Here is a 20,116-nt window from a genome sequence, read left to right on the forward strand (position 1 = left end):
GCCCGGGAAGGCATAACGACTCCCCATGCTCGTCGACATCGTGCCGGTCGGGGAGGTGCCGGCGCCAGTGAAGCGCCAGGCCTCCGACGCGCTCCAGTCGGTCTACGACTGCGACGTCTCCGTGCACGAGGAAAGAGAGATCCCATCCGGTGCCTACGACGAAGGGCGCTCCCAGTACCGCGCCGAGGAGTTCATCGAGCTCGCCAGCCGCGTCGGCCGCGGCGAGAAGAACATCGCGCTGACGCCGAAGGACCTCTTCTACCGCCGGCGGAACTACGTCTTCGGCCTCGCGTATCTCGATGGCAACGGCTCGGTCGTCTCGACCTACCGGCTCCAGACCTCCTCCGATGGCGGCTTCTCCGAACGCGGCTCCGACGAGATCTTCGGGGATCGCGTCCGGAAGGAGATCGTCCACGAGATCGGTCACACGCTCGGCCTCGAACACTGCGACAACAAGCGATGCGTGATGAACTTCTCCCCGACGGTGCGCGAGGTCGACGTCAAAGAGCCCCATCTCTGTGGCTCCTGCTCGCGGCGAATCCGATAGGATGGCCGAGCACAGCTCCTCTGCCGATTCGGACGCCACAGTGGCTGCCAGGGATGCGGCCTCCGGGACCGGTCCCGACGAGGCGATCGTCGACACTGGTGGTGAAGTCGACGCCGTCGATCCCGCCAATGCCGCCGAAGCCACCGAAATGGCGGACGCGGCCGTCGCTGCCCTTGAGCACGTGATCGTCGTCGGGTACGACGCGTGGACGGAGCCGGTGCTCGTCGAACTCGCCGAGTGCGGGGTATCCTTCACGGTCGTGACGACCGACGGCGAGGCTGCGGATCGCCTCGAAGATCGCGGTCTCTCCGTCGTGCACACCGACGACGTCGACGAGGCGTGTTTCCGCGCTGCCGGCGTGGCCAACGCCGACGCGGTGCTCGTCGCGACCCTCGACGACCAGCTCAACGTCCTCGCGGTGCTCACGGTCATGAACGTCGACGAGTCGATGAGAGTGGTGACGTTCGCCGGCGAGCGGCAGGACGTCCAGAAACTGCGCGCCGCTGGTGCGGACAGCGTCGTGAGCATCGGCCAGGCGGTCGGTGAGCTCCTCGTCGAGGTCGCGCTGTCCGAGCGCAACGTCTCCGAGGTCGTCGGGGAGCTCGTCGGCGACGGTTCCTTACGCGGGCCGGTGCCGGGAGGTTCTTAAGCCATCCAGTCACAGGTCCGTGCATGCTGGGGACCTGGACGGGCAAGCGATTCAGCGTCCTGCTCACCATCGTGGTGGGCGTCCTCTCGGTGATCACGGGGATCGTCAACATCGCGATCGGCAGCGTCGCCGTCATCGAACCGCTCCAGCCCTACGTGCCGGCGACGGTCAGGACCGCAGCCGGGTTCACCGGTGCGATCACCGGATTCCTGATGCTCCTCGGAGCTTTCGGGCTTCGGCGAGGCTACCGTGCCGCCTGGGCACTGACGATCGTTCTCCTTCCGGTCACCGCCGCACAGGGACTGATCCAGTCGAGTCCGCTCTCCGTCCCGCTGGTCCTCTTCTCCGTGCTCTCGATCCCGACGCTCGCCGTCAGTCGCCATCACTTCCGCAGCAGGGTCTCCCTCACGACCGCACAGATAGCTGCGGCGATCGCTCTCGTCACCGTTCAGCTCTACGGCACTGCCGGCACGTACGCACTCCGTGAGGAGTTCTCGAACGTCTCGACGGTCCTCGACGCGTTCTACTTCACCATCGTGACGGCGTCGACCGTCGGCTACGGTGACGCGACGCCGACGACCCAGGTCGCGCGGCTGTTCGGGATGAGCGTGCTCCTGTTCGGGACGGCCACGTTCGCGATCGCGCTCGGGACGCTGCTCGGCCCGATCCTGGAGTCCCGGTTCGCGGCTGCACTCGGACAGGTCCGAAACCGGGAGTTCGATCTCCTGGAGGAGCACGTGCTCGTACTCGGCTGTGGCGACCTGACCGATCCGATCGTCGACGCCCTCGAGTCGCGGGACCGCGAGTTCGTGGTCATCACCGACGATCAGGACCGCGTCACGGAGCTTTCAGAGCGCGACGTGCTCGCCGTCCACGCCAACCCGAGCGACGAGACGATACTCGAACGAGCGCGGATCGAAGAAGCGACGGTCGCTATCGCGGCCACCGAGAGCGACTCCGCGGACGCCTTCTCGGTGCTCACCGCCAGACAGCTCGCGCCCGACCTGCGGATCGTCGCCGCTGCCACCAACGCCGAAAACTCGAGCAAGCTGGAACGTGCCGGCGCCGACGTGGTGGTAGACCCCGCGGCGATCGGTGGCCAGCTGCTCGTCGGCGCGGCCGACTGATCCCCCAGGGTGCGACGACCGCCGCCCAGATTTGCTCGGAGACCGCAACGGACGCGGCTGGCGGCGAGCGCGGCAACTACTCGCGATCGAGCACCGACCCCTCTTCGAACTCGGCCCTGACGACTTCGAGCGTCCGATAGGAGCGGTGCTCTGCGATCAGCGTCGCTCCCAGGAACGCCGCCACGGCGACGCTGGCCCAGACGGTGCTGTCGGTTGGATCGGCTCGATCGAGCGCGCGATGCGCCCAGAACAGGTCCGCCCAGACCGAGTCGTGGAACCCGAGCGTGCCCGAGGTTTCGAGGAGCTTGCTCGCGTCGGGAACCATCGCCCAGCCACCGGCGACGATCGTCCAGGTGCGCGGATACCGGACGTTCGGAACGAGGAAGGTTACTGCGAGGATCGCGATCGTCGCACCGACGGCGAAGTGCGTGATCGCCTGGGACATGCTTGCGCTTGGCACCGGCAGTGGAAAGTGTTACCGGGGTTTCGCGGCGGGACCCTGGCGGCCGACCCGCCGCCCGCCGTTCCTGCCAGACCGGCTACTGTAGTAGCTCGACGCCGGAGTCGGACTCGTCGCTGACGACGACGCCGTCGGCGACGCTCCGGATCGCCGCTCGGGTTTGCTCGTCGACCGCTGCCGGGTCGAGGTGGAAGTGAGCGATCGCGTCCGCGGCCTCGACGTGGGTGCGGAGCTCCGAGAGAAACCGGACGAGCTCCTCGGTCCCGACGTACTGGAGCGTCGTGGTGAGCGACCGGAAGCAAACGACGACGCGCTCCTCGGCGTCGGCCCATTCCGAGAGCTGGCTGCTGATCGTGACGCCGAGTCCGGTGAGGTCGCCGGGATCGTTCACCTCGTGGGTCGTCAGCCAGCTCGCTTTCGGCTCGCCGGCAGTCTCTGGATCGGCCCCGCCAGACTCGGCCGTCGCCGATTTCGTTGCTCCCGGGTCAGTGGCCGCCGTCGGCTCCGTCTCGGCTGCCACGGCGTCCGTCGCGCCTGTCTCTCGGGGTCCGGAATCGGTCGCTCCGGCGCCGGGGGCGCCCTCCCCCGGTGCGGTCTCGGCGAAGCTGGCGCTGACGACGGCGAACTCCGCGGGATGTTCGCCGACGTGATCGTCCCAGCGCCGGTGGGTCTTGCCGATCGTCTCGGTCACGCTGACGATGAGCAGCTTCTCTGAGGCCGGCTCCGTGACGGTGAGGAGATCGAGACACGTCGTGGTGTCGCGATCGTCGAACCGCGGGGTTTCGACGAGGAGGAGGGCCGGCGGTTCGACGGCACCGGAGAGGCCGCTCGGATCGTGCGAGGTGGAGGGCTCCATACGCGTACCTGTACATTCGGGTTCGAAGAGATAAAACCCGCTGCTCGTCGGGAGCGTCCGCGGTGGGCTGTCCACGTGACGACGCGATCGAGAGTGCACAGCCGGCGAGCGGGATCGCGAGCACGCTGGTGCGTATCGCACCATCGACACGGTTTTGCGGCGTCCCGGAAAACGTCGCAGCAAGAATGCTCGACAGGACGACCCTCCGGGAAGAGCCCGAACGGGTCCGCGCGGCGCTCGACGCCCGCGGGAGCGATCTCGATCTCGACGCGATCCTCGCGGTCGACGAGGAGTGGCGCGAGCTGAAAGCCCGCGGCGACGAACTGCGCCACGAGCGCAACGAGGTGAGCCGCTCGATCGGCGACCTCAAGCGAGAGGGCAAGGAGGAGGAAGCCGAGGAAGCCATCGAGCGCTCCAGCGAGCTGAAAGCCGAACTCGAGGAGGTCGAGGACCGTGCCGACGAGCTGGAGGCCGAACTCGAGGAGCGCCTGCTCGAGATTCCCCAGCTCCCCCACGAGTCCGTCCCGGAGGGCGAGGACGAGAGCGACAACGAGGAGGTCCGCCGCGAGGGGTTCGACGATCTACGCGACGATCTCCCAGCGGAGATCGTCCCGCACTACGAACTCGGCGAGGAGCTCGACGTCATCGACGAGCGCCGCGGCGCCAAGACTACCGGTGCCGGTTTCTACTTCCTGAAGGGCGACGGCGCGCGACTCGAGCACGCGCTCATCCAATTCATGCTCGACGTCCACCGCGAGCAGGAGTACGTCGACGTCTTCCCGCCGATCCCCGTCAAGAGCTCCTCCATGGAGGGCACCGGCCAGCTCCCGAAGTTCGCCGACGACGCCTACCGTCTCGGCGGCGCGGAGACCGTCGAGTACGAGGACGACGACCTCTGGCTCTGCCCCACCGCGGAGGTGCCGGTCACCAACATGTACGCCGACGACATCCTGCTCAGCGACGACCTCCCGCTGAAACACCAGGCGTACACGCCGAACTTCCGTCGGGAAGCCGGCGAGCACGGCACGGAGACCCGCGGGATCGTCCGCGTCCACCAGTTCAACAAGGTCGAACTCGTCAACTTCGTCGAACCCGAGGAGAGCTACGACCGCCTCGAAGCGTTGCTGGGCGAGGCCGAAGCGGTACTCGACCGCCTCGGACTCCCCTACCGCGTCCTCGACCTCTGTGCCGGCGATCTGACCTTCGCCTCCGCCAAGACCTACGACCTCGAGGTCTGGGCGCCCGGCGACGACATGGACGACGGCCCGGAGGCGGGCGGACGCTGGCTCGAGGTCTCCAGCGCGTCGAACTTCGAGGCGTTCCAGGCCCGACGCGCCGGGCTTCGCTACCGCCCCGAGCGCCACGAGTCCGCCGAGTATCTGCACACCCTGAACGCCTCCGGCACCGCCGTGGGTCGCGTGATGGTGGCGCTGCTCGAGTACTACCAGAACGAGGACGGCACCGTCACGGTGCCCGAGCCACTCAGGCCCTACATGAACGGCCAGGAACGCATCGAAGGGCACGAGCCCGTCGGCGAGGCAGCCGTCGGCGCCGGCGAGAAGGAGTAACGCAGCGCTGCGGCCAGTCGCTGTGGCGGATTCCGATCCGGTTTCTCCACTGGGTCAGATCGAATAGGTTCTGAGCGACGCGAGCGCTCCGTCCTCGACCTCGAACGCGTCGGCGAACTCGAACCAGACCTCACCGTTCGATCGCCGGAGCGTGCCCTCGACGACCACGCGATCCGTCGCCGCGGTCACGTGTTCGATCTCGTGGGTGGTGTCCCGATCGGGCCGGTCGTGCTGCATGAAGGAGACGAAGCTCTCCCGATCCTCGAACGTCCGGTCGGCGCGCTGCTGGGTGAACGCCGGATCGAGGAGGTCGCGAAGTCGGTCGTACTCGTCGTCGTCGATCGCTTCGTAGTACGACCGGGCGAGCGTCGCGGGATCCATGTGACTCCACGTCGCGTCTGCCAGCTGTTAACACCCGCGGTCCGCACGCCGGACGTTTCGCTGGGAGCGCCGTCGTGGCGACGTTTCAGCTACTCTCCGTCGGCAGTACGCCCGCGGTCGCGCTGACGCTCGAGCGACGGAAGCTCGCCGACCGCCTCGATGGCCTCGATCGCGTCGCGTTCGTACTCGTCCGCGACGTCGGTCGTTCCCTCACCGTAGTGCTGGGCTGCAGTGGCGAACCAGTCCGACGCCTGCCGGAGCCGCCGGGCCTTCTCCGCGGCCGTGGCTGCCGCGGCTTCGATCCCGTCGGACTCGGCGAACCGCCGTGCCGACGCGAATCCGTCCACAGCGTCGTCGAGGTAGTAGCGGGCCTCCTGGAAGGTCTCTCTCGCCAGCCCCCAGTGTTTCTCGTCGTAGGCGTTGCGGGCGGCGTCGAGCTCCGAGCGGCCGTACTGGAACTGCTCGTGGGCCTCGCCGTAGCGATCCATCGCCGACCTGTCGTCCTGGATCGCCTCGATCGCGTCGGTGACGGCGTCGAGGTCGGGCTGGGTGTGTGGATCGTCCGTCGTCCAGGCGTACTGCACCGTCCGATGGAGGTCGACGACGAAGATCGCCCGGTGTGGCACGTCCGGATGGCCCTCGATCTCGTCGGCGAGCACGCCGTACGCTTCGGCCGTCTCCCCGCGGCGATCCGAGAGCAGCGGGAACCCCAGCCCGTTCTCCTCTGCGAACGCCCGGTGGCTGTAGGCGCTGTCGACGGAGATGCCGAGCAGTCGGACGTCGGCCTCGAGCCCGAACAGCTCGACGTCCCGTAGCGAGCACATCTCCTCTGTACACGCCGGGCTGAAGTCCATCGGATAGAAGACCAGGACGTGCACTCGGTCGGGATCCTCTGGCATCTCGAACTCGTCGATCTCTCGGCCGTGTGCTCCTGGATGGGAGAAGGTCGGTGCGGGCGCACCCGGTTCGAGCATGACGGGCAGATTGACGGCCGATCCGGAAATCGATTGCGGCGGGGGAAGGTACGGGTACCCAGACCGTTCCCGGAGGACTGACGCCGCTTCCCGGGTACCCAAACCGCTTCCCGGGGGACCGATGCCCTGATAGGGTGCGTGCTCGTGCGTCCAGACGAGGAATGCAGACCCACGTCGTCCCGGTCGGCTTCGACTACGACCGGCTCATCGCGCCGCTCGTCCGCGACCAGCTCGACGTGGACCGCGCGATTCTCCTCGAGGGGGCCGTCGGGAGCGAGGCCAACGTCGAGTACTCGCGTCGGCTGTCGACGAAACTCGAGCAGGACTTCCGGAACCTGCTCGGGGCGACCACCGAACGGCTGGTCCTCGAGAACGTCTACGACTACGACCCCGCCTTCGAGCAGGCCTACGAATTGATCAACGACGAACTGGATCGCGGGAACGAGGTCTGGGTCAACGTCTCGGCGATGCCGCGGCCAGTCTCCTTCGCGTTCGCGACCGCCGCCCACTCCATCATGGTCGAGCGAGAGGCCGACCGCGAGAAGATCCACACCTACTACACGGCGCCCGAGAAGTACCTCGAGACCGAACTCGCCGAGGAGCTCCGGGAGCAACGCGCACTGCTCGAGGACCTCCGCGAAACCCAGTCGGAATCGACTGCCGACGCGATCGGCGAGGCACGCCTCGAGGAGCGTCTCGAACAGACCCGCGACCTCCTGGCGGAGTTCGACGAGCGCGGGACGACGATCGGCGCCAAGGAGATCGACGGCAGCCACATCGTCGAGCTACCCGTCGCCTCGTTCTCCAACGTCAAACCGTTCGAGGAGGTCATCCTCTACAAGCTGGGCGACGCTGGCGAGTTCGACTCCGTTTCGGAGCTGGCGAAGGCCCTCGCCGACGAACTCGACGAGGAGTACACCGACAGCTTCCGCTCGAAGGTCATCTACAACGTCGATCGGTTGGGGCCGGGCGGAAAGGGGTACATCGAGCAGGACCACCACGGGAAGTCCCACCGGACGCGGCTCTCGCGGATCGGCGAGCTGTGGGTTCGGGCACACTCCGGCTCCCCACCGGAGGAAGTAACGGTGGACTGATCCGTACGGCCTAATCCACGCTGTCGGGGCGTGCACTGTGACTTTGTTGCGGTCGCGAAAGGATGATACGACCGCCTCGCGTAGACCGACCATGGTCGATCGCGAATCCTCCGTTATCACGGCCGCGGTCTGGCTCGGGTCGCTCGTGCTCGTCGGCGTCCCGACGCTGGCCTTCCTCTCGGCGACGCGGCGCGTCGTTCTCTCCGAACTCGGGCTCGATCCGGTTCCCTGGCTGCTGCTCGCGATCGGGATCGTCGAGATCGCCGTCGCCCTGTACACTGCGAACCTGGTAACCCGCGTGCGCCTCCACGGCTATCGGGAACTCCACCACCGATCGACGAGCAGGACGCTCGTCCGTCACGCCGTGTTCGTGGTTCCTGCCGCGCTCGTCGTCGGATTCGTCGGCTATCTCGTGCTCGCGATCGGCGCTTACATCGAGGCCGAGGGCGGCGCTGGCCCCCTCACGATCGTCGGCTTCGCACTCGCCGTCGTCGCGTTCGCGCTCCTCGTGGTGCGGTCCGCGGCCGCACTCTGGTCGGGTCGCATGGACGGTTCGCGGCCAGGTGTCGATTCGCCCGAGGCGGAGTGATTCGCTTCGCCGGCCTCGTCGCCGATTGACGACGAAAGAGGTAAGTGCGGGACGGGAGCAGTCCCTGATGATGTACGTCGGGTTCGCCGTAGCGGCGGTCGTAGTAGGGGCCTTTTAGCCCCGCATCTCTCACCTCCAGTTCTCGCATCGCCCGCAGCGAACCCGAAAGTTCCCGGCCGCCGTCTCGTTCGATCGCCGACGGCGACGCCGGCTCCGACGGATCCGATCGACCACAGCAATGCCAGACCCAATGCGAACCGACCGCGACGACGCCGAATCGGCACCGACGAGTGACGACCCCGACCCCACGCTCGAGGGCAAGTACGACCCGCGCGAGGCCGAACAGCGCTGGCAGGAGTACTGGCTCGAGGCGGACGTCTACAGCTACGACGACGAGATCGAGGATCCCGACACCGCGTACTCGATCGACACGCCGCCACCGACGGTCTCGGGGAGCCTCCACATGGGCCACCTCTACGGCAGCACGCTGCAGGACTTCGCAGCGCGATTCCACCGGATGTCCCGTGAGGACACGTTCTTCCCCTTCGGCTACGACGACAACGGAATCGCCTCCGAGCGGCTGACCGAGCGCGAACTGGACATCCGCCACCAGGACTACTCCCGCCGGGAGTTCCAGGAGAAGTGCCGCGAGGTCTGCCGGGACTACGAGGACGAGTTTACGGAGAAGATGCAGTCCCTCGGCATGTCGATCGACTGGGACCGGACCTACAAGACGATCGAGCCCCGCGTCCAGCGGATCTCCCAGCTGTCCTTCCTCGATCTCTACGAGCAAGGCCGGGAGTACCGCCAGAAGGCGCCAGCGATCTGGTGCCCCGACTGCGAGACCGCGATCAGCCAGGTCGAGATGGAGGACGACGAGCGGGACTCCGCGTTCAACGACATTCCCTTCGAGCTGGTCGAAACGGGCGGTGAGCCCGACGCGGACGCCGTCGCGACCGCGGCCGAGGAACGGCCCTACGCACCGCCGACCGAGCCCGGTGACGACCTCGTTATCTCGACGACGCGCCCGGAGCTCCTGCCGGCCTGCGTCGCGATGTTCGTCCATCCCGACGACGACGCAAACGCCCACCTCGTCGGCGGGACCGCAAAGGTGCCACTGTTCGGGCACGAGGTCCCGATCTACGAGGACGAGCGCGTCGACCTCGAGACCGGCACCGGGCTGGTCATGTGCTGTACGTTCGGCGACCAGACCGACATCGAGTGGTACCAGGCGCACGACCTGGACCTCCGCGTCGCGATCGACGCCTCCGGCACGATGACGGAAATCGCCGGCGAGTACGAGGGCCAGTCCACCGAGGCGGCACGCGAGGCGATCATCGAAGCGCTCGAGGACGCCGGTCTCCTCTACGACCACGATCCGATCACGCACGCTGTCCAGGTCCACGAACGCTGTGGCGTCCCCGTCGAGTACCGGGTCTCGAAGCAGTGGTACGTCGAGATCCTCGACAGGAAGGAGGAGTATCTCGAGGCCGGCCGCGAGATGGACTGGTATCCCGAGAAGATGTTCTCCCGGTACGAGCACTGGATCGAGGGGCTGGAGTGGGACTGGCTGATCTCTCGCCAGCGCGACTCCGGCATCCCGTTCCCGGTCTGGTACTGCGAGGACTGCGACGAGCCGATCGTCGCCGACCGGGAGGATCTCCCCGTCGAGCCGATCGAGGACGAAGCGCCGGTCGACGCCTGTCCCGCGTGCGGGCACGACGCCTTCGAGCCCGAGGAGGACGTCTTCGACACGTGGGCGACCTCCTCGCTCACGCCGCTGATCAACGCCGGCTGGGACTGGGACAGCGAGGCGGAGGCGTTCACCCTCGACAACCCCGAGCTCTACCCCTTCGACCTCCGGCCGCAGGGTCACGACATCATCAGCTTCTGGCTGTTCCACACGGTCGTCAAGTGTTACGAACACACCGGCGAGGTGCCCTTCGACGGCGTGTTGATCAACGGCCACGTGCTCGACGAGCACCGCGAGAAGATGTCGAAGTCGAAGGGCAACGTGGTCACCCCCGAGGAGGTCATGGACGAGTTCCCCGTCGACGCCGCGCGGTTCTGGGCGGCCGGCACCGCCGTCGGCGACGACTTCCCGTTCAAAGAAGGTGATCTGGAGGCCGGCGAGCGCCTGCTCCGGAAGCTCTGGAACGCGTCGAAGCTCGTCGACCAGCTGGCACCGGTGGATCCGGCGGCCCCGAATACTGGTGCTGTGGAGGTGGACGAGGAGGGAGCGGCGCCGACCGGCGTCGCCGATTCCGACCTCGAACCGATCGACGAATGGCTCCTCGCACGGCAGGACGCCGTGCTCGAGTCCGTCACCGAGAAGTTCGCGTCCCACGAGTACGCGAAGGCGCGCACGGAGCTGCGCACGTTCTTCTGGGAGACGTTCTGTGACGACTACCTCGAGATCGCGAAACAGCGTCTCGACGACGTCGACCGCGGCGATCTCGCCGATGGAACGGCGAACTCCGCAGCCAGCTCCGCGGCGTACGCGCTCCGGACTGCCCACCGAACCTTCTGCCAGCTCTTCGCGCCGATCCTTCCCCACGTCACCGAGGAGATCTGGCAGGCGAGCTACGGGCGGCGCGTGGACACCGAGAGCATCCACACGACCGACTGGCCGGAGCCCACTGGTCAGACCGCCGACCTCGACGCCGGCGAAACCGCGCTTTCGGTTATCGCAGCGCTCCGGGGATACAAGACCGACGCTGGCCTGCCGCTCAACGCCGATCTGACCGCGGCGACCGTCTACGGCGACGTCGACGGGTTCGAGGGCGCGATCGCCGACGTGATGCACGTCGGCTCGATCACTGCCGAGGACGGCGACGCCCCGACCACGACCGAGATCGTCGGCGTGGACCTCGACTACGCGACGCTGGGGCCCGAGTACGGCGAGAAGATCGGCGAGTTCGACGCTGCGATCGACGCCGGCGAGTACGAGGAGACCGACGACGGGCTCGCGATCGCCGGCGAGACGCTCGATCCGGACCACTACGAACTGATCCGCGAGCAGACCTACGACGGCGAGGGCGAGTTGCTCGAGGCCGACGACGCGACGGTCATCGTCCAGTCGTAGCGCCGGAGCCGATCCCCGCGTTCGCGGACGGTGTACCGGTCGCGGGAACTGCATGCTGAAACTGCTGAAATTCGTTCCTGTACGTGCCGGGAATCGGTCGATTTCGCCCGACCGAACTGAGACCGCTCTGGGTCTGGTGGTGGTGGCGCGTTCGATCAGCAATCACGTCCAGTAGCGACGTAGACGCGGCTGCGCAGAACGGCACACAGAGAACGGGGTGCGTGGTAGGTGGTTGGAGACCGTGGCGCACCCCAGTTTCCAGAGTGAGTCCCCCCGATAAAAGTTTTGTGAGTTTTCGGGTGACTATCTGTTGGGCGTTCGAACTGTGCCCTCTTCGGGCGGCTCGTACGGGGGTGTGATCGAGCGCCGTTGCGGTCCAACGTGCGTTCCACTCGGCCTTTGGACGGCCAGGCGGTCCGACGATCCGACTCGTTACGGGGCGCTTTTGGCAGCGGGACGAGTAGCCCGGCCCAATGCAGGTCGGGATCGTCGGACAGCGGGGACGAGAACGGGCGGTCGCGGTCACCGACGACCTTCGCGATCGACTCCACGAGCGCGGCGTCGACGTCGTCCTCGACGAGTCCACGGCGACGGCGCTCGACGTCGAGGGGTCGCCGCCCGAGCGCCTCGCCGACTGCGATCTGGCGGTGAGCATCGGCGGCGACGGGACCTTCCTCTACGCGGCTCGCGCTGCTGGTGCAACGCCGCTCGTCGGCGTCAATCTCGGCGAAGTCGGGTTCCTGAACGGGGTCTCTCCGGAGCGAGCGATCGAGGCCGTGACTGCCGCGGTCGACGAGCTCGAAGCTGGCTCCCTTTCGACGCGAGACGTCCCCCGTCTCCGGGCGGGCGGCGACGACTGGTCGCTGGAGCCCGCGATCAACGAGGTGCTGGTACAGGGTCCCCGCCGCGGTGCGGGCGTCGATACGACGGTGTCGGTCGGCGTCGACGGCTCGACGTACGCCAGCGGCGTCGCAGACGGCGTTCTGGTGGCGACGCCAACGGGGAGCACGGCCTACAACCTCAGCGAAGGCGGACCGCTGGTCCATCCCAGCGTGGACGCGATGGTCGTCACGCCGATGTTCGCGAGAGACGGCACGCGGCCGCTCGTCGTCGACGGAAATTCGACCATCGAACTGCACGTCGAGAACGCCGACAGTGGTCACGTCGTCACCGACGGTAGACAGGCTCGCGAGCTCGAAGCTCCGTTCGACGTGACCGTCGAAGTGAGCGAGCAGCCCCTCCACATCGCCGGTCCCGACGTCGATTACTTCGAGGCACTGGAGAAGCTGGAGTAGCCGGCCGGATGCTGTCGAACAGTGTTCGACCGCTCGATATCCAGTGGCCGAACGCATCGGGAATCAGCGATCGACCGCCCTACTTCCAGTGGTCGAGTGCACAGCACATCGAGGTCGAAGACGCGCGCTCGGAGACCCCTGCTTTCGTAAGGCCTAATCGGGCGAGGCCCCCGTATGCAGCTAATGAGCCAGCAACTGCCGGACGTACAGGCCGACAGTCCCGACGTCACGGTCGGACTGAACCGGGTTGGCGTCACCGGCGTCGAGAAGCTCGTCAAGATCGCGCGGGCCGACGACCGTCCGATCGTCCTGATGGCGGAGTTCGAGGTGTTCGTCGATCTGCCCTCCTGGCGAAAGGGCGCGGACATGAGCCGCAACATGGAGGTCGTCGACGAGACGCTCGAGGCGGCGACTCGCGACGAAGTCTACGGCATCGAGAACGTCTGTACGGAGGCAGCACGACGGCTCCTCGAGAAACACGACTACACGACGAAGGCCGAGGTGTCGATGGAGGCCGAGTTCGTCCAGCGTGAGGACACGCCCGCGAGCGAGCGCGAAACGCAGTTCACGAGCGACGTGCTCGCCAGTGCGACCGCGTCCGAGGAGGGCGTTCGTACGGAAATCGGCGCCGAGGTGACCGGCATGACGGTCTGCCCCTGCTCGCAGGGAATGTCGGCGTCGCGAGCCCGTGAGACGCTCCAGGATCTCGACGTCGACGAGGAGACGGTCGAGACTTTCCTCGAGGAGGTTCCACAGCCGGGACACTCCCAGCGCGGCCACGCCACGCTGACCGTCGAGAGCGACGGCGTTCCGGAGGTCGATCTCGTCGACCTCATCGAGGTCGCTCGCGACTCGATGAGTGCGCGCATCTACAACCTCGCGAAGCGGCCCGACGAGGATCACATGACCTTCGAGGCACACAGCGACGCGAAGTTCGTGGAGGACTGCGTGCGGTCCATGGCAGAGGGGGTCGCGGAATCGTTCCCGGACCTTCCCGACGATGCGATCGTGACGATGGCCCAGTCCAACGACGAGTCGATCCACCAGCACAACGCCCACGCCGAGCGCGTGGTCGACGTCGCGACGCTGCGTTCGGAAGTCGACGGCGAGTGAGAGCCAGGGAAACGACTCGACGAGTTGGGCAGCGCGATCCGTCGGCTCATCGTCCTCGGTGATCGACGATGGTGGATGGCAAGAACGACGGGCGTCGATGCGGAGCGGATCGATTCACCGTTCGATTCCCCCCAGTTGCCGACGCCACTTTCCGTTTATAATTCGCAGTCGCAGTGGGCGTTGGCGTTCGGACGTGCTAATTGGCTGATTTCGTGGGATAGGAGCGCTGTAACGGGTATCCGACTCTTGCCGTTACGTGGAATTTTCCTCGCCGTTTCGACGCTGGAAGCAAGAACGTATATGTCGGAGGAGTCACAAACGATCGTCTATCCGGTAGGTGGTTGGAACCGATGGGTACTGCTGAACACGATCGTGCGGTGGAACTGTTGAAGGAACTCGGGATGAAGACGTATCAGGCGGAGTGCTTCGCCGCCCTGAACACCATCCCTAGTGGGACGGCTCGGGAGATCAGCGAGGTCGCCGACGTCCCACGCACGCGGGTCTACGACGCGACGGAAGCGCTCGCGGAACAGGGGTTCGTCGAGGTCCAGCACACGAACCCCCAGCGTTTCCGAGCGATTCCACTGTCCGAAGCCGTACGGAACCTTCGCGAACAGTACGAGCTACGGATCGAGCGGCTCCACGAGACGCTCGCCGATCTCGAACCGGACGCGAACGAACCCGACGATCACCCCGAGGTGTGGACGCTGTCGTCGGACGGGAGCCTGGACGCCCGGATCTCGGCCACGATCCTGGCCGCCGAGCACGAGGTCGTCCTGGTGCTTGGCTCCTCGGACGGCTGGACCGTGGAACTCGCCGACGCGATCGAGACTGTCGTGGATCGCGGCGTCGACGTCCACGTCGTCACCCTTCCGTCGGTCACCCTCGATCTCGACGGGTTCGACGCCGTCGAGACGGTCCGATCGGAGCTTCCCTGGCTTGAGTCCCAGGGTGACGACGGCCGGATCGGTCGGCTGCTGCTCGCCGATCGCGACTCGCTCCTGCTGACGACGTGTACCGGCGCCGATGGCGAGGGCACCGAACGGGCGATCGTCGCGGAGGGCGCGTCCAACGGCGCCGTCGTCCTCTGCCGTCGGCTGCTCCTCGAGGAGCTGGCCGACAGTCAACTTGCCGAGTGAGCCCGCTCACATCGATCGCCAGATCTCGGTCCGGACGCTTCTCCTCGTGGTCTCGACTGTTTTTGGCGTGCGCGACTCGGCCGGGTGCTTTCAGTAGGGGCTCGATCTACCCACTTCTCGACCGATCGGCTGTGCCGGATCGTTTCGCCGCACCCGTAGCGGCTGCGAGTGTGATCGCCGCCAGGACGACGACGACGGCCGCCGCCGCAGCGGCGTCGTGCGCCGTCGCCCCGAGAGCGACCGACTGCTCTGGTTCCACCGGGAGCGTCGTGTGATGGGGATGGTCCCCGAGCACCGGGACGAAGTAGTCGACGACGAGATTCGTGCCGTACCAGAGTGCCGCGACGGCGATCCCTCGCATCGAGAAGTCCCCGATCCGGTGGAGCACGAACGCCTGCACGACCATCGCGAGGTGGCTCCAGAAGAGGAACTGCCACATCGGCGGTGACGTCGGGAACTCGGGGCGGAAGGCAAGCAACGTGAACGGCGTCCACAGCCCCAGGACGACGTTGCCGACGAACGCCAGCACGATCAGCCACTGCCGCGTCGCACCGAGTTTCCAGCTCGCCACGGCGAGCGCGAACAGCAGCGTCGCCAGCGGGCTGTCCGGGACGAACGGCAGCATCGGGAGCGGCGTCTCCGAGAACTGCAAGCGGTAGTACCAGAACCCGAAGGCGGTGCCGAGGAGGTTGACGACGACGACGGCCCACGCGAGTCGCAGGCCGAGGTTCTCGAGGCGTTCGGGAACGGGCGCGAGATACCACGGGAGCTGATCCGGGGCTGGCAGTCCGTCGTCGTCGGTCAGCCGCCGGAGTCTGGCCCGAGCGCTCGCGTCGGAGCTCCCCATTACGTCGCTCAAAGCGAGGGGCGGCCCAAAACGGTAGCGGTAGCGGGATCGTGCTGGATTGCCTGGACGCTCCCGGAGCGCTCGGACTGTCCCCACTTCCGGACACGGTGCCACACAAAGGACACCAGTAAGTGCCTCCGTTGCGTAGCGGCTCACATGCCGACCGAGACCGATCTAGAGGAACTCAAGCGCGGGACGGAGCTCGTCAAGCGCGGCTTCGCCCGCATGCAGAAGGGCGGCGTTATCATGGACGTCGTGAATCGGGAGCAGGCGCGCATCGCGGAGGACGTCGGCGCGGTCGCCGTCATGTCCCTCGAGGCCGTGCCCGCGGACATCCGCAAGCGCGGCGGCGTCGCGCGGATGGCCGACCCCGCCGACGTCGAGGAGATCATCGACGAGGTGTCGATCCCGGTGATGGGCAAGTCCCGCATCGGCCACGTGAAGGAGGCCCAGATCCTCGAGGCCGTCGGCGTCGACATGATTGACGAGTCCGAGGTGCTCACGCCCGCCGACGACGCCTACCACATCGACAAGCGCGACTTCGACGCGCCGTTCGTCTGTGGCGCACGGAACCTCGGCGAGGCGCTCCGGCGGATCGACGAGGGTGCGGCGATGATCCGAACGAAGGGCGAAGCCGGCACCGGCGACGTCAACCAGGCCGTCCACCATCAGCGCCAGATCAAGGGCGCCATCCGGGAGCTCGAGGGCGCGACCCACCAGGAGCGCGAACGCTGGGCTCGCGAGAACGATGCGCCGGCCGAACTGGTCCACGAGACTGCCGAGCAGGGCCGACTCCCGGTCGTCAACTTCGCTGCCGGTGGCATCGCGACGCCCGCCGACGCGGCGCTGATGATGCACCACGAGTGCGACGGCATCTTCGTCGGCTCGGGCATCTTCGGCGCGGAGGATCCCGAATCGATGGGCACCGCGATCGTCGACGCGGTCAACAACTGGGACGATCCCGAGACGCTCGCGGAGATCGCTGCGGACATCGGATCGGGCATGAAGGGCGACTCGAACGCCGACCTGCCCGAAGAGGAGAAGCTCCAGGGCCGCGGCGTTTGAACTGAAACTTCTCACTGAATTTCGCTATTCGTACTACTCGTAACCGAGCAACGATAGCAGCTGCCCCGAAAGCCCTCGGACCGCTCGACGTGCGCTCAGCTCGCGTGTCGCTCACTTCGTTCGCTCCCGCTCGCTATAGCCGAGGGCTCCCGTTGGTCGCCCTCGACAGCCGGATATCCTCGCTCGCTCACGCTCGCTCGGATAGGGCCGGCTGAGCCCACGCGAGACGGTCCTGGCCCTTTTCAGTCCGCCAGGCGCGGTGGCTGTCGAAACTGTCGCAGCCAACAGGGATCAGCAGGCCGATATCCTCGGGGTACTGACCCTTTCGCTCCCGCCACCCCTGGTGGACTGAAAGGGCGAGGCCAGGTGGCGCGGTTTCCGCCGGCCCTATTCGAGCGAGCAGAGCGAGCGAGAATATCCGGCAGAAACCGCGCGAGCTGGCCGAGGGCTTTCGAGGCGGCCGATGGATCGAATGCAATGGAGGATCGATTACAGAATCAGTTTCAACTTCGGCAGTTCCGTTCCGTCACCACTCCGCGACGCTGCCGTCGTCGTGGGTCCAGACGGGGTTGTGCCAGTCCACGTCCTCCTCGGCCATCTTCCGGACGTGCTCCTCGTCGATCTCGATGCCGAGGCCGGGGCCGTCAGGAAGGTCGACGTAGCCGTCCTCGTACTCGAAGACCTCCGTGTCGGCGAGGTAGTCGAGGACGTCGCTGGTCTCGTTGTAGTGGATGTCGAGGCTCTGCTCCTGGATGAGCGCGTTCGGCGAGACGGCGTCGAGCTGCACGCAAGACGCGAGCGCGATCGGCCCCAGCGGGCAGTGGGGCGCGACTGCGACGTCGTAGGCTTCGGCCATGTCGGCGATCTTCTTGACCTCCGTGATCCCGCCGGCGTGGGAGAGATCCGGCTGGAGCACGTCGACGTGGCCGTCCTCCAGAATTTCCTTGAAATCCCACCGCGAATAGAGCCGCTCGCCCGTCGCAATTGGAATCGTCGTGTGCTGGCTGATCTCCGCGAGGTCGTCGAGGTGTTCGGAGAGGACCGGCTCCTCGACGAAGAACGGCTCGTGGGGTTCCAGCGCCTCGACGAGGCGTTTGGCCATCGGCTTGGAGACGCGGCCGTGGAAGTCCACGCCGATGTCGACCTCCGGGCCGACGCGGTCGCGGACCTCCGCGAGCCGGTTCGACGCTGCCTCCACGGCTGCGGGATTGTCGACGCGCCGGAGCTCCGGCGTGGCGTTCATCTTGAGCGCGGTGAAGCCAGCGTCGACCTGCTCGGCCGCGGCGTCGCCGACCTCGGCCGGCCGATCGCCGCCGATCCACTGGTAGACCCGGATTCGATCGCGAACGGGGCCACCCAGCAGGTCGTAGACGGGGGCATCGAACGCTTTCCCCTTGATGTCCCAGAGCGCCTGGTCGATGCCGGCGATGGCGCTCATCAGGACCGGACCGCCGCGGTAGAAGCCGCCACGATAGAGTCGTTGCCAGTGGTGCTCGATCCGGCCGGGGTCCTCGCCGAGGAGGTAGCCGTCGAGGAGCTCCTCGACGGCCGCCTTGACGGTTTTCGACCGCCCTTCGACGACGGGTTCTCCCCAGCCGATCAGTCCGTCGCTCGTTTCGATCTTCAGGAACAGCCAGCGCGGCGGCACCTCGTAGAGTTCGTAGTCAGTGATGGTTCGTGTCATGTGATTCGATGGCAATCGGGGGGTCGAATACCGTTGCTCCCGTGCCCACGTACGCGTGATCATTTGCGCACCGTGCAAGAAGGCATCGGGTCGGCCGTGTGGTACGCTCTCGTCGTATGTAGTTCGTGCCACCGTGTCGGTCCCTGGAGGCCGGTGGAATTTGGCCATTTCCGAATGATATTTGTCATTTGCTGCAGATGGTGGTATATATTGGTGACAAACTAATTAATATAAGATATTTGTCGCAGTCTGGTTGTCATCTTGCAGTATTGTCAGCAGCAGTTGATGAATATTACTTTGCTGTCGAGGAAATACTTATCATGCTGCCGTCTCTCACACTACTTAGGTCATTTACCATGACAGACAATACGGTGGAAAACGCACTCGGACGGCGTGACTACATGCGCGGTGCGGCAGCTGTCGGCGCTGCCGGAACGACGCTGTTCGCCGGCTGTTTGACTGGTGGTGACGGTGGCAGCAACGCACTTGAGGTGATGCACGGGTGGAACGCGGGCGACGGTCAGGAAGCGTTCGACGCCCTGACGTCAGCGTTCACCGAGGAGTACCCGGACATCGACACCAATTGGAACGGCATCGGAAGTAGCGGAAACACCTCCCTCAATCAGCAGGTCGCGAACCGCTTCCAGTCCGACGACCCACCGAGCAGCTTCGCCGGCTGGCCGGGCGAGAACCTGATGCAGTACGAGGGTCGACTCGGTGACATCGAGGAGGACGTGTGGAACCAGGCGAATCTGAAGGAGGCGCACTACCCCGAAGTCGTCGAAGCGTGCCAGGGCCCGAACGGGTTCAATGCGGTGCCGATCGGCTCCCACCGGATGAACGACGTGTTCTACAACGTCCAGGTTCTCGAGGACGCGGGCGTCGATCCCGACAGCATCGATTCCTTCGAAGCGTGGACCTCCGCGATGGATACGATCCAGAGCGAGACCAATGCAACGCCGTACGTGAACGCGATGGCACCGTGGATCGTGCTCCAGTTCTGGGCCGTCAACATGCTGGGGTCACAGGGCTACGACGCGTACATGAACTTCATCGAAGGCAACGGGGACCGCGAGCAGGTCCTCGCTGCTTTCGAGAACGCCCAGGTCGTCCTCTCGGAGTACATCAACGACGACGCACCCGAGATCGACTTCACGACTGCGAACCAGCGCCTGATGGAGGGGGACGCGGCCTTCACCCACCAGGGTAACTGGTCCGCCGGTGCCTACGCGAACGCGGATCTCACCTACGGCGAGGACTGGGGTGCGATTCGCTTCCCCGGGACAGAGGACATGTACGGGTTCCACCTGGACTCGTTCATCTATCCGAACAACAATCCCACGCCCGAGGATTCGAAGACGTTCCTCCGGTTCGTCGGATCCGAGCAAGCCCAGATCGCGTTCAATCAGTACAAGGGCTCGATCCCGACCCAGGAGACGTCGACCGACCAGTTCAACGACTACCTCGTCGAGACGATCGAGGACTTCGGCAGCGTCGAGTACCGTCCGCCCACCATCGCACACGGGCTCGCCGTCCCTGCGGGCGTCCTCTCCGAACTCAAGACGGCGATCTCGCAGAACTTCGCGGATCCGTTCGACGCCGAGTCTGCAACCGACCGGTTCATGGAACTCGTCTGATCCGTT

Annotated in this window: 18 protein-coding genes; 12 read left to right on the forward strand and 6 right to left on the reverse strand. The window is 66.2% G+C overall.

All coding sequences use genetic code 11. The features are described from left to right. The first annotated feature begins 25 nt into the window (after positions 1 to 25). From ACZ5KP_RS14620 to ACZ5KP_RS14630, 3 genes are read left to right on the forward strand one after another with little or no spacing between them, the layout of a single operon-like run. The gene (locus tag ACZ5KP_RS14620; protein WP_460918614.1) at positions 26 to 547 is read left to right on the forward strand and encodes an archaemetzincin family Zn-dependent metalloprotease; all 522 of its coding nucleotides are present in this window, start codon (positions 26 to 28) and stop codon (positions 545 to 547) included. Position 548: 1 nt separating this feature from the next. Continuing rightward, positions 549 to 1,196 carry an NAD-binding protein gene (locus ACZ5KP_RS14625; protein WP_460918615.1) on the forward strand — a complete coding sequence of 216 codons (648 nt, stop codon included), beginning with the start codon at positions 549 to 551 and terminating at the stop codon, positions 1,194 to 1,196. Positions 1,197 to 1,219: 23 nt separating this feature from the next. Then, a complete protein-coding gene (locus tag ACZ5KP_RS14630; RefSeq protein ID WP_460918616.1) occupies positions 1,220 to 2,323 on the forward strand; it encodes an NAD-binding protein in 1,104 nt (367 codons plus the stop codon). 76 nt (positions 2,324 to 2,399) lie between these two features. Here ACZ5KP_RS14630 and ACZ5KP_RS14635 read toward each other — a convergent pair whose 3' ends face one another. Together ACZ5KP_RS14635 and ACZ5KP_RS14640 are read right to left on the reverse strand one after the other, a co-directional pair. After that, positions 2,400 to 2,768: a hypothetical protein gene (locus ACZ5KP_RS14635; protein WP_460918617.1), complete on the reverse strand. Its 369-nt coding sequence runs from the start codon at positions 2,766 to 2,768 to the stop codon at positions 2,400 to 2,402. Positions 2,769 to 2,862: 94 nt separating this feature from the next. Next, the gene (locus tag ACZ5KP_RS14640; RefSeq protein ID WP_460918618.1) at positions 2,863 to 3,639 is read right to left on the reverse strand and encodes a DUF7504 family protein; all 777 of its coding nucleotides are present in this window, start codon (positions 3,637 to 3,639) and stop codon (positions 2,863 to 2,865) included. A gap of 185 nt (positions 3,640 to 3,824) precedes the next feature. On the opposite strand from ACZ5KP_RS14640, the gene serS reads away from it, so the two are divergent. Continuing rightward, a complete protein-coding gene (serS, locus tag ACZ5KP_RS14645) occupies positions 3,825 to 5,207 on the forward strand; it encodes a serine--tRNA ligase (RefSeq protein ID WP_460918619.1) in 1,383 nt (460 codons plus the stop codon). Positions 5,208 to 5,261: 54 nt separating this feature from the next. Here serS and ACZ5KP_RS14650 read toward each other — a convergent pair whose 3' ends face one another. Next, on the reverse strand, positions 5,262 to 5,588 hold the full coding sequence (locus ACZ5KP_RS14650; protein ID WP_460918621.1) for a nuclear transport factor 2 family protein: 327 nt from the start codon (positions 5,586 to 5,588) through the stop codon (positions 5,262 to 5,264). Positions 5,589 to 5,677: 89 nt separating this feature from the next. Further along, entirely contained in the window at positions 5,678 to 6,562 is an 885-nt protein-coding gene (locus tag ACZ5KP_RS14655; protein ID WP_460918622.1) for a redoxin domain-containing protein, read from the reverse strand. 161 nt (positions 6,563 to 6,723) lie between these two features. Here ACZ5KP_RS14655 and ACZ5KP_RS14660 point away from each other — a divergent pair, with 161 nt between their 5' ends. From ACZ5KP_RS14660 to ACZ5KP_RS14685, 6 genes are all read left to right on the forward strand, one after another. Further along, positions 6,724 to 7,656, forward strand: coding sequence for an HFX_2341 family transcriptional regulator (locus ACZ5KP_RS14660; protein WP_460918623.1), 933 nt, complete (start codon positions 6,724 to 6,726; stop codon positions 7,654 to 7,656). Between the two features lie 91 nt (positions 7,657 to 7,747). Beyond that, positions 7,748 to 8,245, forward strand: a complete 498-nt coding sequence (locus ACZ5KP_RS14665; RefSeq protein ID WP_460918624.1) for a hypothetical protein — start codon at positions 7,748 to 7,750, stop codon at positions 8,243 to 8,245. A gap of 238 nt (positions 8,246 to 8,483) precedes the next feature. Continuing rightward, positions 8,484 to 11,330, forward strand: a complete 2,847-nt coding sequence (locus tag ACZ5KP_RS14670; protein ID WP_460918625.1) for a valine--tRNA ligase — start codon at positions 8,484 to 8,486, stop codon at positions 11,328 to 11,330. A gap of 473 nt (positions 11,331 to 11,803) precedes the next feature. Beyond that, complete coding sequence (locus ACZ5KP_RS14675) at positions 11,804 to 12,625, forward strand: NAD(+)/NADH kinase (protein ID WP_460918626.1); 822 nt, start codon at positions 11,804 to 11,806, stop codon at positions 12,623 to 12,625. A 183-nt stretch (positions 12,626 to 12,808) separates the two neighbouring features. Then, positions 12,809 to 13,738, forward strand: a complete 930-nt coding sequence (gene mptA / locus ACZ5KP_RS14680) for a GTP cyclohydrolase MptA (protein ID WP_460918627.1) — start codon at positions 12,809 to 12,811, stop codon at positions 13,736 to 13,738. 350 nt (positions 13,739 to 14,088) lie between these two features. Next, positions 14,089 to 14,877, forward strand: a complete 789-nt coding sequence (locus tag ACZ5KP_RS14685) for a TrmB family transcriptional regulator (protein WP_460918629.1) — start codon at positions 14,089 to 14,091, stop codon at positions 14,875 to 14,877. A 106-nt stretch (positions 14,878 to 14,983) separates the two neighbouring features. Here the strand turns inward: ACZ5KP_RS14685 and ACZ5KP_RS14690 are convergent, their stop codons facing one another. Then, positions 14,984 to 15,724, reverse strand: coding sequence for a DUF1405 domain-containing protein (locus ACZ5KP_RS14690; RefSeq protein ID WP_460918630.1), 741 nt, complete (start codon positions 15,722 to 15,724; stop codon positions 14,984 to 14,986). A 156-nt stretch (positions 15,725 to 15,880) separates the two neighbouring features. Here ACZ5KP_RS14690 and pdxS point away from each other — a divergent pair, with 156 nt between their 5' ends. After that, positions 15,881 to 16,789 (forward strand): pyridoxal 5'-phosphate synthase lyase subunit PdxS, encoded by a 909-nt coding sequence (gene pdxS, locus ACZ5KP_RS14695; RefSeq protein WP_460918632.1) that lies wholly within the window; start codon positions 15,881 to 15,883, stop codon positions 16,787 to 16,789. A gap of 526 nt (positions 16,790 to 17,315) precedes the next feature. Here pdxS and dgoD read toward each other — a convergent pair. Next, complete coding sequence (gene dgoD, locus ACZ5KP_RS14700; RefSeq protein ID WP_460918634.1) at positions 17,316 to 18,473, reverse strand: galactonate dehydratase; 1,158 nt, start codon at positions 18,471 to 18,473, stop codon at positions 17,316 to 17,318. A gap of 356 nt (positions 18,474 to 18,829) precedes the next feature. Between dgoD and ACZ5KP_RS14705 the strand changes: the two genes are divergently transcribed. After that, positions 18,830 to 20,110 (forward strand): ABC transporter substrate-binding protein, encoded by a 1,281-nt coding sequence (locus ACZ5KP_RS14705; protein ID WP_464761849.1) that lies wholly within the window; start codon positions 18,830 to 18,832, stop codon positions 20,108 to 20,110. The last annotated feature ends 6 nt before the right edge of the window (positions 20,111 to 20,116 follow it).

The sequence above is a fragment of the Salinarchaeum chitinilyticum genome (genome assembly GCF_055390775.1).

Excerpts from the sequence above, each read along its gene's own strand:
- ACZ5KP_RS14620 (WP_460918614.1), top strand. The coding sequence starts at position 26 with ATGCTCGTCGACATCGTGCCGGTCGGGGAGGTGCCGGCGCCAGTGAAG.
- ACZ5KP_RS14625 (WP_460918615.1), top strand. The coding sequence starts at position 549 with ATGGCCGAGCACAGCTCCTCTGCCGATTCGGACGCCACAGTGGCTGCC.
- ACZ5KP_RS14630 (WP_460918616.1), top strand. The coding sequence starts at position 1,220 with ATGCTGGGGACCTGGACGGGCAAGCGATTCAGCGTCCTGCTCACCATC.
- ACZ5KP_RS14635 (WP_460918617.1), bottom strand. The coding sequence starts at position 2,768 with ATGTCCCAGGCGATCACGCACTTCGCCGTCGGTGCGACGATCGCGATC.
- ACZ5KP_RS14640 (WP_460918618.1), bottom strand. The coding sequence starts at position 3,639 with ATGGAGCCCTCCACCTCGCACGATCCGAGCGGCCTCTCCGGTGCCGTC.
- serS (WP_460918619.1), top strand. The coding sequence starts at position 3,825 with ATGCTCGACAGGACGACCCTCCGGGAAGAGCCCGAACGGGTCCGCGCG.
- ACZ5KP_RS14650 (WP_460918621.1), bottom strand. The coding sequence starts at position 5,588 with ATGGATCCCGCGACGCTCGCCCGGTCGTACTACGAAGCGATCGACGAC.
- ACZ5KP_RS14655 (WP_460918622.1), bottom strand. The coding sequence starts at position 6,562 with ATGCTCGAACCGGGTGCGCCCGCACCGACCTTCTCCCATCCAGGAGCA.
- ACZ5KP_RS14660 (WP_460918623.1), top strand. The coding sequence starts at position 6,724 with ATGCAGACCCACGTCGTCCCGGTCGGCTTCGACTACGACCGGCTCATC.
- ACZ5KP_RS14665 (WP_460918624.1), top strand. The coding sequence starts at position 7,748 with ATGGTCGATCGCGAATCCTCCGTTATCACGGCCGCGGTCTGGCTCGGG.
- ACZ5KP_RS14670 (WP_460918625.1), top strand. The coding sequence starts at position 8,484 with ATGCCAGACCCAATGCGAACCGACCGCGACGACGCCGAATCGGCACCG.
- ACZ5KP_RS14675 (WP_460918626.1), top strand. The coding sequence starts at position 11,804 with ATGCAGGTCGGGATCGTCGGACAGCGGGGACGAGAACGGGCGGTCGCG.
- mptA (WP_460918627.1), top strand. The coding sequence starts at position 12,809 with ATGAGCCAGCAACTGCCGGACGTACAGGCCGACAGTCCCGACGTCACG.
- ACZ5KP_RS14685 (WP_460918629.1), top strand. The coding sequence starts at position 14,089 with ATGGGTACTGCTGAACACGATCGTGCGGTGGAACTGTTGAAGGAACTC.
- ACZ5KP_RS14690 (WP_460918630.1), bottom strand. The coding sequence starts at position 15,724 with ATGGGGAGCTCCGACGCGAGCGCTCGGGCCAGACTCCGGCGGCTGACC.
- pdxS (WP_460918632.1), top strand. The coding sequence starts at position 15,881 with ATGCCGACCGAGACCGATCTAGAGGAACTCAAGCGCGGGACGGAGCTC.
- dgoD (WP_460918634.1), bottom strand. The coding sequence starts at position 18,473 with ATGACACGAACCATCACTGACTACGAACTCTACGAGGTGCCGCCGCGC.
- ACZ5KP_RS14705 (WP_464761849.1), top strand. The coding sequence starts at position 18,830 with ATGACAGACAATACGGTGGAAAACGCACTCGGACGGCGTGACTACATG.